Origin of the sequence: Stenotrophomonas sp. S49 (assembly GCF_016624905.1) — a bacterium.
In the GTDB taxonomy this organism is placed as follows: domain Bacteria; phylum Pseudomonadota; class Gammaproteobacteria; order Xanthomonadales; family Xanthomonadaceae; genus Stenotrophomonas.
In genome coordinates this window covers 1-12,579 of record NZ_JACVUD010000004.1, presented here as the reverse complement: position 1 = coordinate 12,579, position 12,579 = coordinate 1, and the positions used below count along the sequence as shown (strand labels likewise).

Genomic DNA, 12,579 nt, shown 5'->3' with positions numbered 1-12,579 from the left:
ATATGGATGGCCGGTGCTGTGGAAGACCCAAACTGGTACCAACGCTTTTCTGCTTGGTGGGAAGGCCAGTCGTTGGCAATCAAGGTCTACTTCGGAGGTTCAGCGCTTCTGCTGATGGCCATCGCCTGCTTTCACGCCTCCCCTCGCGGACTGCTGACCGGGTGTCTGACTTATGCTTCAAGCGGGCTTCTAGCCTTTGGTTTTCTGCGCGAGACATACTTGTGGATCACACCCAAGCTCCAGCTTCCGCTTGTGAAGCTGTTGATGACCGGCGCGAGCGTGATGGTACTGGCGGCAGCCACGGGGATCAGCAGAATGGCGGTGAACGAGGCGACCGGCCAAGACCCTTCGCACTTCCCGACGACAATTGCGTTGCTGCTGCCGCTGTCTGTGCTACGGGTCGTGTCAGTGGTGGCAATTGTCGTCAGCACGCTTTCCACCGTGGCGCTAATCCTCTGGGCGGGAGCAAAAGTACTTCTTACTTGGGGGCCACTGGGCGACAAAGACTTTTGGCTTCTTCTGGCACGAGTACTTGCAGGTTTTTCGATCGCAATCATCATCTCCAGTACGAGCAGCGCCGCTATCGTGCCGACGTGGATGGAAACCGTGGCCCGGAAGTCAGCAATGTTCCTAGACTTCTACGATGACCCGGCGTGCACCACACAGCCTGGTGATAGGGCGCGTCGCATCAACGACAACGTGGTCATCGTCGGCGCCGCGTCGGGCGCCTATCCCACGTATGTTCGTCGCCTGTGCGCCATCGCACCCGAATGAGCGCGGTGGAATCCGCGAGCAACCTCAGCACGATGGGCAAATCAATCTTCTAACCTGGATCGAATACTGCGGGGCTGCCGTCCGTGGCCATGTGCCCCGAACATGACTCAAACAAACTACTCCATGGATTCTTCGCTTGTATGAGTTACGTCGCTGCCGCTCGACGAGCTTTTTTCCTGAGTCACGAAGATATGTACGTTCATGAACTGATGCGCGACTCGGCGGGGTTGATCCATCCCCTCAGCAAGGTATTCCTCAGGACTGTCCAATTCAGCCCCATACCGCCCCCTGAGCTTGGCAGCAATGTAGTCCGCGCCAACAAGCTTGGAAACAGAGTCGTATTGGCGCCTATCAAAGTCCCCCGGCCTGGGGATCCCACTCTCAACTCCCCAAGACTCTCCCACGAAACATGCCAAAAATGCATCCACTCGGTCCGTCGACGTGTCCAGCTGGGCACGTAGCGCCTGTTGCACATGTGCATCCGATGTCTCTTGGCACCATAGCCAATAGAGCGTGGGGGCGTCCTTGGGTTCGGTGAGGAAGAATGGCGCTTCGGCGCTTTCAGCCTCGATTCGTTCTACAGCCAATTTTGCGAGAGCCTTATCACCCTCGTCTGAAAGCACACGGCGGTCTGCGGGCTTGTCGTCGTAGTGATGAATCCAACGCAAGCATTCGGAGACAAACCCAACCGACGATGCCTCCCGAATGACCTGTTCAGCCACTCCTTGCCTTTCGCTCCCCGTGGGCAGCCTTCTAAGCAGGTCCGCGATGAGAATGGCTGCCGAACCGCGCGTATCCAGTGGCATTAGCATGCCCCGCTCCCGCGGCAAGAGATCCCCGTTTCTTGCAAAGGCGAGTGCTATCGCCCTAGCTTCCGTAGCGTTGATAGTGTCTTTTCTCTGGCGAAGCCTTGTAACCAAGCGTGGCATGCCCTGCCTCTCTGCAAACCGTTCCAGCGCTTCCCTTGCGTCGGGGGCAGACAAGGCCGGCGCGCTTCCTATGAACTCTGCAATCAGGCGATCAGGCACGTCGCCCAATGGCACTCCGTAGGCAAAGTACCGCTGGAAGTACTCCCCCGCGCAGATCTTTTGCTCCGCAGCCCAAGTCGAATCCCACTCCCCGCCATACATCGAATTTCCCAGCCTGGGGAACAGCGGCTCCAGCAGCCGACGACGGATCCAGCCGCGCTCTTCGACCGAGATGTGAGGAAGCGATTTCTCCAGCAAAGCGGAGATATCCTCTTCTTTCTTCTGATTATCGTCGCGCCCGCCTGCACGCCCGCCCTTAAGAAAAAGGTCGCGATTGGATCGGATTGCAGCGTACAGACCTGGATAAATCACCCGAACCCCCTCGATGAGCATCAGATCGACGGTGTTTACCTCGCCCTTCAGAATCGGCAAGGCAAATAGGAGAGCGTTTGATAGAAGCTTTGCTTTTCGCGGCGTGCCGAGCGCCGGCGCAATAACGTCATCAAAGTGCCGAATGAACGCGTCCACCTGACTCTGAGTGAGCACAATCCCTGTTTGATCAACCGCCCTCTGAACCCCCTCCAAAGCGATCAATCGCAAGCTGTTGGTATCTGCCGGGGGAAGGTTGAGCGGCACTTGGACGATCTTCTCAAGAAACGCCCGGCCTCCCTTGGCCCCGCCCTCTCCGTAGCGTTCACCCAACGCCGCCGCGACCACGTCATCGTCGAAGGCCAGAACGTACGACGTGTGCTTGAAGCTGGCGGACAGCTTTACCAGCTTGAAGATGGCATGGGTTTCCTCGCGATCCAGCCTGTCGATGTCGTCGACGAGAACCACCAACCGGCGGTTGGATTGGCCCAGCATTCGATCTATTCGCGAGCGCAACTCTTCCAGACTAACAGTGGACAACGACTCGCCCACACTCCTTGCGGCCTCCCCAGGGGAAATCTGAACCGCACCGGCGAAGGTCACGTTCGCGAGAGACAAAAGCCCTCCGTACTGCTTCAGAAGCTCGCCCACCTTCTCCTTTTTATTGGGCAAGGATTCGTCCATCGCCTCAGCAAGCGTCGCGAAGAACCCTCGCAGCAGGGCGTCTTGGCTTTGAAAGTGCCATGGGTTGAAGCGCACAAGAATGACCCGCGGATAGTCCTTTAATGCCTCCCCCATCATTTCAAGAACAGATGTTTTCCCATCCCCCCACGGGCCATAAAGACCAACGACGATGCTGGACGGATCAGCGCGCTGGGCTAGGGTCTGAGCCAATCGGGACGCGAACGGCGCCCGATTAAACCGGTCAGACAATCGACCGGTGATCGGCTGATCATCCAGGAACTGATCACTGGGAGGTGCTCCCGCTTGCTCCGCGTCCGAACCGGTGCCCAGGTATGCATGAATCGGCTCCTCAGCTCTGGTCTTCGATTCTGCGGAACCAGCTTTGATTTGACCCCACCACTTCCTTAGCCATGCCAGCATTTCTTGATCCCCTGTAACCGTGGTCAACTGCAATAGTGAACTGGGCCAATCGGGTGCCCAACTGATCGATTCCCATGTGCGCTGCTCGCCCGCCCCGCCGCTCGATGGCCGCACCAGCACACCTGCGAGTGTTCCTGACGAAAGACCTACAACGCCGCCTTTGAAGCCAAATAGGCAGCGAACTGGTGATCACCAGCGTCTTCTGCTTCCTGATATGGCTCCCCCTCTTCAACCGACGCGCCTGACACGATCAATGCTTCAGCGATCAGAATCTTTATCGCATGATCGAGACCAACGGCACGAGCGACCCAAATCAGCGGCGGCTGATCATCGTCGCCATCTGTGTAGGTGTAAGCATCCGGATCAAGGCCTGTGGCCAAGAGTGCCTTCACCAAATCCAGCTCACCCAAGATGCATGCATTGTGCAACTGGGGATAACCAAGCGCCTTGCCTCGCTCCTTCAATTCTGGAGGCAGTGCATCCACAGCGGCGCACATTTCATCAAACCGCTCACTGAACACCCTATCCAAGCGATAGAGGTCCGAGTACCCCATGGCCTGTGCAGTTGATGAATACATAAATCAATCCTCCTTGATTAGAACTTATTCAAGTGACAGCCGTAGATTGAGCGCATCCTGCAATCAAAAGCCTCCGAAGTCCTGACCTAGCCCCGCGGCTTGCAACGTCCACAGGCAGGTCGGGTGAGGTAGCCGATGCCTGCAGCACGAAAGGGATCAACTTCCATCTTCGGCGAAGGGACGTTTGTAGTGATGAGCCACCGTCGCTGTCGTCCAACGCACCTCCAGATCAGTGGCTCGCTGGGCGGCTTGCGCTTCGCAGAGTTGATGCATCGCCACCTGCAACACCTTTGCGTAAGCGGCGTGGTAGGGCTCACGCGTCTCCCCGTCGACCCAAGGCGCCTGCAAGGCCACCTCGACCGTGTCATCCCACACGTCGCCGCGTTCCAGCGCACCGCTGAGCACTTGGTCGCTCACCACCAAGACATGCCCAGCCACCCGGCCATCCACCAGTGCCCACTCATGGGGAACCACGGCAATGTCATCGAGCGTGGCCAGCGTTGCGATACGCCCCAACTTCCTCTGCAGCCGGCTTGCATCGTCCCGCGCCTGCCGCAAGGCCAATTCGATTTCCAGCTCACGGACCCGTTGCTGGGCCGCGTCCAGTTCGTCGATCAAGCGACGCTCTTTGACACTGCGCCCCACGCGTGAGGCCTGCCAAGCGACAAGTTCCGTGTAGGGGTAACGAACGTGCTCGTTCGCCCCTCCTCCAGCGCGGCCGGCGCCTTTCACAAAGGGCGGCCCTGCAGGAGGCGTTCGACGGCGCCACTCGCCAAGCGTGTCGAAGTGCACCCCGAGGTAACGCGCCGCTGCCTTGGAGCTGATCGTCGGAGGCGGCAAGCCTGCGGCAGCTTTGTTCAGTTCAGCATCCAGTGCCGCAGAGCGCTGCTCCAGGTAGTCCTCTTCTTTACGCTGGCATTCCATTGGGTCGCTCCTTACTTATCGTCGCGCCGGTTTCTTGCTGAGAAAATCGACACTGGGGCATCGCCGGCCTCGTCGAGTCGAGGCTTGTCCGTCCCTTTCAAGCGGTTCCAAACACGGGGACTGGTCGCGACCATGTGCTCTTCAACCCGGCCCATGGCCTCGCGGAGCCTGGACCACTCCTGCTCGGTGTAGCGTTCGGAGACAGCGGCCATTCGATCCTCACCACGCCCCAACGTTCTGTGGTGGAGCAATTGGGACACGATTCGACTTTCGCCGAACAGGAGGGCGGCGTAGCGGCCGAGCGTCCGGCGCAGGTCGTGGAGGGTCAGACCAATGTCCACCTCTGCCCGCAGATCGAGCAACCCCGCGTCCCGGCGCACGTTTGCCACGATGCTCTTGCTGTCCGAGTAGTGCCCCGTCGTGCTTCGGTCCGATCGGGCGGGGAAAACGAACATGGTTTTGGCCAGCGCGCGGCGTGCCCTCTCCACCTCTTTTTCCAGCCGGTCCAGCAGATCCCGGCGTGCACGCCTGGCTCGAGCGGCGTCCAACACTTCTTGCGCGTCCGCCAAGTCTTGCTTGAGCTTGGTTTCGTCCGCGCGCTCGTCGTAACGCCGCTGCAAAATCTTTTCAGCAAAGTAGGCCACCGGCAGGTAGCGCTCCTCGCCATTCTTCGTGTCAAACAAGTAGACCTGAGAGCCCGCCCGCCGCGTGTACGGGTTGACTTCCTCCGGACCGGCCAACCAGACCCAGGACACTTCGGATTGGCGCAGCTCGCCCGGGGAGCACCGGTCAAACCAACGCAACGGAGCAGCCTCGCCGCGGCGGGTGCCCCAGAGCAGGGTAAGCAGCAAGTAGTCCGCGCCGGTGGCGTTCAAGCCGCCCTGCTCGTCCCGCCTGGCCAAGATCACCTTCAGGACCGTGGGAAGCGTCTCGTCCCCCAACGGATTGCGCACTTCCGCGCGCTCGTAGTGCCGGCGAAGTGCTTGCGAGTCCCGCAGCATGTCGTCGTCATGGATGACTTGGAACGGGTTGTAACGCAGCACCGGCTCCCGTTGCTGCTGAGCCGCCGCTTTGCGTTCCCGCTTCAGCACCAGGTCGACCGCCCTCTTCGCGTCTGTGAACGCGTGTTCGGTCGACGCTAGACCAGCCGCTTTGACTCGTTGGATGTACTTCCCGGTCACACCCAACGCTTCGAGCTGTTGCGTGGAAAGCTCGGCCCAATCCGGCTGATCAGCCAGCGCTTGGCGCATGGGGGTGGGGATCCGGTTGGAGCGCACCATAGACGACCGCCGCAGACCGTCGAACGCACGGTGGATGTCCTTGTCCAAAAGCTGAAGAATCGGCTTGTCCGCCAGCCCGACTTCCAGGCGGGCAAACCGCGCCAAGCTGTCTTGGATCGCTCGGATGCTGGCGGGCTTGGCCTTCTTGTTGCGCACGCGCTTCTGCAGGTCCTCAACGTAGGCCGCAAAGCAATCCGCCAGCGTGAGCCCCTTCAGCTCCACCAGCTGCTCGGCTCGGGCCTCTTCCTTCGAAGGATGCTCGCCCGTTTCTCGAACGACCGCCAACTTCCGTCGCGCCAGCTCGTAGGCTTGCTCCGGTCCGATGTCGGTGACGCTGCCCAGGGAGAACCGACGAACCCCGGCCGGGCCTCGGACCACGACTTCGTAAGTGGTGCGAGTGGTGCCCACGTAGAAGCCAAAGCCCGTTGGCGCGCCCTGATTGCCGTCCAGGACGCGGTAAGGCTTCCCGGCGTATTCGGGCAGTCGAGGGGCAATGACCACCCTGCCCTGCTTGCCTTCGACCGGGCCCTTGGCCACGCTCAGTTCGCAGATTTGGCGGTAGGTCAGCTTAAACTTGGTGCCTCGGCGGCGCGGGGCCTCTGCCTGCGCCGCAACAACCGTATCCATGGTCGATCCGCCGTCTGTCCGTCGCAACATCGATTTGATCCTCTTTGAGTGACCAGCGCAACTGCGGCGCAACGAAGAACCCCGTTACTTGCCGCTAGTGACCCGGATTGATCGCTACAACCCGTAGGAAGTTCTCTTGCAAACCACTGATTCAAAAGCGAAACCGTCTGCATCGAAGTCCAGTGCAGAGCACACGCCCCTCATGAAGCAGTTCTTCGCAGCCAAGTCCGACTACCCGGACCTGCTGCTGTTCTTCCGCATGGGCGACTTCTACGAACTGTTCTACGACGACGCCCGCAAGGCGGCGCGGCTGCTGGACATCACCCTGACCCAGCGCGGCAGCTCCGGCGGCGCGCCCATCCCCATGGCCGGCGTGCCGGTACACGCCTACGAAGGCTACCTGGCGCGGCTGGTTGCGCTGGGCGAATCGGTGGCGATCTGCGAACAGATCGGCGACCCGGCCCTGGCCAAGGGCCTGGTCGAGCGCAAGGTCGTGCGCATCGTCACCCCCGGCACGGTCACCGACGAGGCGCTGCTGGACGAGCGCCGCGACACCCTGCTGATGGCGCTGTCGCGCAGCAAGCAGGGCTATGGCCTGGCCTGGGCCGACCTGGCCGGCGGTCGCTTCCTGGTCAACGAAGTGGAAACCGACGACGCGCTGGAAGCCGAGCTGGCCCGCCTGGAGCCGGCCGAACTGCTGGTGCCCGACGAAGAGAACTGGCCGGAGTTCCTGCGCCAGCGCACTGGCGTGCGCCGCCGTGCGCCGTGGCTGTTCGATGCGGACAGCGGCCGCCGCCAGCTGCTGGCCTTCTTCAAGCTGCACGACCTCAGCGGTTTCGGCATCGACGACAAGCCGCGCGCCACCGCCGCCGCCGGTGCACTGCTGGGCTACGTGGAAGAAACCCAGAAGCAGCGCCTGCCGCACCTGACCTCGATCGCGATGGAAACCGCCGGTGAGGCGATCGCGATGAACGCTGCCACCCGCCGCCATCTGGAACTGGACACGCGGGTCGATGGCGATACCCGAAACACCCTGCTGGGCGTGCTCGACAGCACGGTCACGCCAATGGGCGGCCGCCTGCTGCGGCGCTGGCTGCACCGCCCGCTGCGCCTGCGCGAGGTGCTGGTACTGCGCCACCATGCGGTGGAAACGCTGATCGACCGCGGCAGCGATGCAGACATCCGCGAACAGTTCCGCCGCCTGGGCGATCTGGAACGCATCCTTACCCGCGTGGCGCTGCGTTCGGCGCGCCCGCGTGATTTTTCCACCCTGCGCGATGGCCTGGGCCTGCTGCCGGCCGTGCGCGATGTGCTGGCACCGCTGGATTCGCCGCGCCTGCAGACCCTGCACGCCGCGCTGGGCGAGCACGACGAATGCGCGCACCTGCTGGCCAGCGCCATTGCCGAAATGCCGCCGCTGAAGCTGAGCGATGGCGGCGTGCTGGCCGATGGCTTCGATGCCGAACTGGACGAGCTGCGCCGCCTGTCCACCCACGCCGACCAGTTCCTGGTTGACCTGGAACTGCGCGAGCGCGAGAGCAGCGGCATTCCCACCCTGAAGGTGGGCTACAACCGCGTGCACGGCTACTACATCGAAATCAGCAAGGGCCAGTCCGACCGCGCGCCGGTGCACTACACCCGCCGGCAGACGCTCACCAATGCCGAGCGCTACATCACCGAAGAACTGAAGGCGTTCGAGGACAAGGTGCTGTCCGCGCGCGATCGTTCGCTGTCGCGCGAAAAGTACCTCTACGAACAACTGCTCGACACCCTGGGCAGCCAGCTGGAACCGCTGAAGCAGTGCGCCGCCGCGCTGAGCGAACTGGACGTACTGGCCGCCTTCGCCGAACGCGCACAGGCGCTGGACTGGGCGCGCCCGGAACTGCAGGCCGAGCCCTGCCTGAAGATCGAACGCGGCCGCCACCCGGTGGTCGAAGCGGTGCGCGAACAGGCCTTCGAACCCAACGATCTGGACCTGCACCCGGACCGTCGCATGCTGGTCATCACCGGCCCGAACATGGGCGGTAAGTCCACCTACATGCGGCAGAACGCGCTGATTGTGCTGCTGGCCCATATCGGCAGCTTCGTGCCGGCCAGCCGCGCCCTGATAGGCCCGATCGACCGCATCCTCACCCGCATCGGCGCCGGCGACGACCTGGCCCGCGGGCAGTCCACCTTCATGGTGGAAATGGCCGAAACCAGCTACATCCTGCACCATGCCACCGCGCATTCGCTGGTGCTGATGGACGAGATCGGCCGTGGCACGTCCACCTACGACGGCTTGGCCCTGGCCGATGCAGTCGCGCGCCACCTGGCCTACCAGAACCGCTGCTACACGCTGTTTGCCACCCACTACTTCGAACTGACCGCACTGGCCGACGAGCAGCACGAAGGCGGCACCAGTGGCATTGCCAACGTGCACCTGGATGCGGTCGAGCATGGCGAGGCACTGGTGTTCATGCATGCCGTGAAGGACGGCCCGGCGAACCGCAGCTTCGGCCTGCAGGTGGCCGCGCTGGCCGGCCTGCCGCGCGCCACCGTGGCGCAGGCACGGCGCCGCCTGGCCGAGCTGGAACAGCGCGGTGGCGAAAGCCATGCGGCCGCCGTAGCCCCGCAGGCGCTGGATGCACCGCAGCAGTTCGGCCTGTTCGCTGCGCCATCGAACAAGGCGCAGGAAGCGCTGGCAGCGATCGATCCGGACGAGCTGACCCCGAAGCAGGCGCTGGAAGCGCTGTACCGGTTGAAGGCGTTGTTGTAACGGCACCCGCCGGGCATGGCCCGGCGCTACCAGGTCATGTGCCGCTGGGCATGGCCCGGCGCTACTTCGCACTGCCGTCGTGTACCCGGCGTTATGCTCGGGCGGTCCTTCCTTCACCGAACGGAGACCGCCATGAATACGCAATCCCTCGCCGCAACCCTGTTCCAGCAACTGCAGCAGGGCCAGGGCCTGCAGCAGGTATCGCAGCAGCTTGGCCTGGACAGCGCGCAGACCAGCCAGGCCGTGGGCAGCGCCCTGCCCCTGCTGCTGGGCGCCATGGGCCAGAACGCCAGTGAACCGCAGGGCGCGCAGTCCCTGCTCAATGCCCTGCAGCGCGACCACAGCGGCGGCGGCGGCTTCGACCTGGGCGGCATCCTCGGCGCGGTGATGGGCGGCGGCGGCAGCGGTGCCACCGACGGCGCCGGCATCCTCGGCCACGTGTTCGGCGGCCAGCAGCCGCAGGCGGCCGCGGCCCTGGGCCAGAAGACCGGGCTGGACAGTGGCACCTCCGGCAAGCTGCTGGCGATCCTCGCCCCCATCGTCATGTCGTTTTTGGCCCAGCGGTTTGCCCAGCAGGGCAATGCCTCTGAACTCAGCAGTGCGCTGGGGCAGGAAGCGCAGAGCGGCGGCGGTCTGGGCAGCCTGCTGGGCGGCGTCCTGGACCAGGACGGCGATGGCCAGTTCGGCGCCAGCGACCTGATGAAACTGGGCGCCGGCCTGTTGAAGCGCTGATCGGCCACGACCGTCCTATGCAGACGGCCCCATAGGTAACCACTATCGCATTGGTTGAATCAATCGAATTTACCGATCGCCAGGCCCTGCCTATCGTGGGCTTGAACCCGATTCCCATTTCGCCAGCCCACAGGTAGCTACCCATGAAAAGCGAAGCCAAGTGCCCCTTCAACCATGCCGTGGTCGGTGACGCCACGACCAACCGCGACTGGTGGCCGAACCAGTTGCGCGTGGACCTGCTGAACCAGCACTCCGCGCGCTCCAACCCGCTCGATGCCGGCTTCGATTACGCCAAGGCGTTCCAGGGCCTGGACTACGCCGCCCTGAAGGCCGACCTGAAGGCACTGATGACCGATTCGCAGGACTGGTGGCCGGCCGACTTCGGCCACTACGGCGGCCTGTTCATCCGCATGGCCTGGCACAGCGCCGGCACCTACCGCATCGGCGATGGCCGCGGCGGCGGCGGTCGCGGCCAGCAGCGCTTCGCTCCGCTCAACAGCTGGCCGGACAACGTCAGCCTGGACAAGGCCCGCCGCCTGCTGTGGCCGATCAAGCAGAAGTACGGCCAGGCCATTTCCTGGGCCGACCTGCTCATCCTTACCGGCAACGTCGCGCTGGAATCGATGGGCTTCAAAACGCTGGGCTTCGCCGGCGGCCGCCCCGATACCTGGGAACCGGACCAGGACGTTTACTGGGGCCGCGAAACCACCTGGCTGGGCGGCGACGTGCGCTACAAGCACGGCTCCGAAGGCGTGCAGGAAGACCACGGCGTGCTGGTGTCCGACGATGATGCCGACGGCGATGTGCATTCGCGCAAGCTGGAAAACCCGCTGGCTGCGGTGCAGATGGGCCTGATCTACGTGAACCCGGAAGGCCCGGACGGCAACCCCGACCCGGTCCTGGCCGCACATGACATCCGCGATACCTTCGGCCGCATGGCCATGGACGATGAGGAAACCGTCGCCCTGATCGCCGGTGGCCACAGCTTCGGCAAGACCCACGGCGCCGGCCCGGCCGACAACGTGGGCAAGGAACCGGAAGCGGCCGATCTGGAAAACCAGGGCCTGGGCTGGGTCAGCAGCTTCCGCAGTGGCAAGGGCGGCGACACCATCACCAGCGGCCTGGAAGTCACCTGGACCCGCACCCCGGCGCAGTGGAGCCACGACTTCTTCGAAATCCTGTTCGGCAACGAATGGGAACTGACAAAGAGCCCGGCCGGTGCCCACCAGTGGGTGGCCAAGAACGCCGACGCGGTAATTCCCGACGCGCACGATCCGTCGAAGAAGCACCGCCCCACCATGCTCACCACCGATCTTTCGCTGCGCATGGACCCGGCCTACGAAAAGGTCTCGCGCCGTTTCCTGGAAAACCCGCAGGCCTTCGCCGATGCCTTCGCCCGCGCCTGGTTCAAGCTGACCCACCGTGACATGGGCCCGCGCGCGCGTTACCTCGGCCCGGAAGTTCCGGCCGAGCAGTTCATCTGGCAGGACCCGCTGCCGGAAGCGCAGCACCCGCTGATCGACGCCAAGGACATCGCCGCGCTGAAGCAGCAGATCGCCGCCAGCGGCCTGAGCGTGGCCGAGCTGGTGTCCACCGCCTGGGCGTCGGCCTCCACCTTCCGCGGCTCGGACAAGCGCGGTGGTGCCAACGGTGCACGCGTGCGCCTGGCCCCCCAGAAGGACTGGGCGGTGAACCAGCCGCAGCAGCTGGCCAAGGTGCTGGCCGCGCTGGAAAAGGTGCAGGCCGCGTTCAATGCCGGCAGCAGCAAGCAGGTGTCGCTGGCCGATCTGATCGTGCTGGCCGGTGGCGTGGGCGTCGAACAGGCGGCCAAGGCCGGTGGCCATGAGGTCAGCGTGCCATTCACCCCGGGCCGCACCGATGCCAGCCAGGAACAGACCGATGTGGAATCGTTCGCGGTACTGGAACCGGCCGCCGATGGCTTCCGCAATTACCTGAAGGGCGCCTACGCGGTGCCGGGCGAAGCGCTGCTGATCGACAAGGCACAGCTGCTGACCCTGACCGCGCCGGAGATGACCGCGCTGGTCGGCGGCCTGCGCGTGCTCGGTGCCAATGCCGATGGCGGCAAGCACGGCGTGTTCACCGCGCGCCCGGGCACGCTCAGCAACGACTTCTTCGTGAACCTGCTGGACATGGGCACGCAGTGGAAGGCCACCGGCCGCGAAAGCTACGAAGGGCGTGGCCGCAACGACGGCGCCGCCCGCTGGACCGGCACCCGCGCCGACCTGGTGTTCGGTTCCAATGCCGTGCTGCGCGCCCTGGCCGAGGTGTATGCCAGTGCCGATGGCGAGAAGAAGTTCGTGCAGGATTTCATTGCCGCCTGGACGCGGGTGATGGAACTGGATCGCTACGACCTGCACGGCTGATGTGATGCGGAGGGGAGGCCCGGGCGGGCCCCGCCCGCCCCCCCGGGGGTGGGGGGGGGGGGGCCGGGGGGGGGGGGGGGG

The 12,579-nt window shown here is 63.8% G+C and carries 8 protein-coding genes; 4 read left to right on the top strand and 4 right to left on the bottom strand.

Annotation, left to right across the window (positions count from 1 at the left end; genetic code table 11):
* Positions 1-6: 6 nt before the first annotated feature.
* Positions 7-774: a hypothetical protein gene (locus tag IAE58_RS01575; RefSeq protein WP_199932132.1), complete on the top strand. Its 768-nt coding sequence runs from the start codon at positions 7-9 to the stop codon at positions 772-774.
* Between the two features lie 116 nt (positions 775-890).
* On the opposite strand, the gene IAE58_RS01570 is transcribed toward IAE58_RS01575, so the two are convergent.
* The 4 genes from IAE58_RS01570 to IAE58_RS01555 all read right to left on the bottom strand — a co-directional run bounded on the left by IAE58_RS01570 (position 891) and on the right by IAE58_RS01555 (position 6,624).
* On the bottom strand, positions 891-3,242 hold the full coding sequence (locus tag IAE58_RS01570) for a KAP family NTPase (RefSeq protein WP_199932131.1): 2,352 nt from the start codon (positions 3,240-3,242) through the stop codon (positions 891-893).
* A 119-nt stretch (positions 3,243-3,361) separates the two neighbouring features.
* On the bottom strand, positions 3,362-3,793 hold the full coding sequence (locus tag IAE58_RS01565) for a hypothetical protein (RefSeq protein WP_199932130.1): 432 nt from the start codon (positions 3,791-3,793) through the stop codon (positions 3,362-3,364).
* 156 nt (positions 3,794-3,949) lie between these two features.
* Positions 3,950-4,717 (bottom strand): nucleotide-binding protein, encoded by a 768-nt coding sequence (locus IAE58_RS01560; protein ID WP_199932129.1) that lies wholly within the window; start codon positions 4,715-4,717, stop codon positions 3,950-3,952.
* 11 nt (positions 4,718-4,728) lie between these two features.
* Positions 4,729-6,624, bottom strand: coding sequence for an integrase (locus IAE58_RS01555; protein WP_233614466.1), 1,896 nt, complete (start codon positions 6,622-6,624; stop codon positions 4,729-4,731).
* Positions 6,625-6,826: 202 nt separating this feature from the next.
* On the opposite strand from IAE58_RS01555, the gene mutS reads away from it, so the two are divergent.
* The 3 genes from mutS to katG all read left to right on the top strand — a co-directional run bounded on the left by mutS (position 6,827) and on the right by katG (position 12,498).
* The gene (gene mutS / locus IAE58_RS01550) at positions 6,827-9,382 is read left to right on the top strand and encodes a DNA mismatch repair protein MutS (protein ID WP_233614462.1); all 2,556 of its coding nucleotides are present in this window, start codon (positions 6,827-6,829) and stop codon (positions 9,380-9,382) included.
* A gap of 132 nt (positions 9,383-9,514) precedes the next feature.
* On the top strand, positions 9,515-10,114 hold the full coding sequence (locus tag IAE58_RS01545; RefSeq protein WP_199932126.1) for a DUF937 domain-containing protein: 600 nt from the start codon (positions 9,515-9,517) through the stop codon (positions 10,112-10,114).
* 143 nt (positions 10,115-10,257) lie between these two features.
* On the top strand, positions 10,258-12,498 hold the full coding sequence (gene katG / locus IAE58_RS01540) for a catalase/peroxidase HPI (RefSeq protein ID WP_199932125.1): 2,241 nt from the start codon (positions 10,258-10,260) through the stop codon (positions 12,496-12,498).
* Positions 12,499-12,579 lie beyond the last annotated feature (81 nt).

Excerpts from the sequence above, each read along its gene's own strand:
- IAE58_RS01555 (WP_233614466.1), bottom strand. The coding sequence starts at position 6,624 with ATGGATACGGTTGTTGCGGCGCAGGCAGAGGCCCCGCGCCGCCGAGGC.
- IAE58_RS01565 (WP_199932130.1), bottom strand. The coding sequence starts at position 3,793 with ATGTATTCATCAACTGCACAGGCCATGGGGTACTCGGACCTCTATCGC.
- katG (WP_199932125.1), top strand. The coding sequence starts at position 10,258 with ATGAAAAGCGAAGCCAAGTGCCCCTTCAACCATGCCGTGGTCGGTGAC.
- IAE58_RS01560 (WP_199932129.1), bottom strand. The coding sequence starts at position 4,717 with ATGGAATGCCAGCGTAAAGAAGAGGACTACCTGGAGCAGCGCTCTGCG.
- IAE58_RS01545 (WP_199932126.1), top strand. The coding sequence starts at position 9,515 with ATGAATACGCAATCCCTCGCCGCAACCCTGTTCCAGCAACTGCAGCAG.
- mutS (WP_233614462.1), top strand. The coding sequence starts at position 6,827 with ATGAAGCAGTTCTTCGCAGCCAAGTCCGACTACCCGGACCTGCTGCTG.
- IAE58_RS01575 (WP_199932132.1), top strand. The coding sequence starts at position 7 with ATGGCCGGTGCTGTGGAAGACCCAAACTGGTACCAACGCTTTTCTGCT.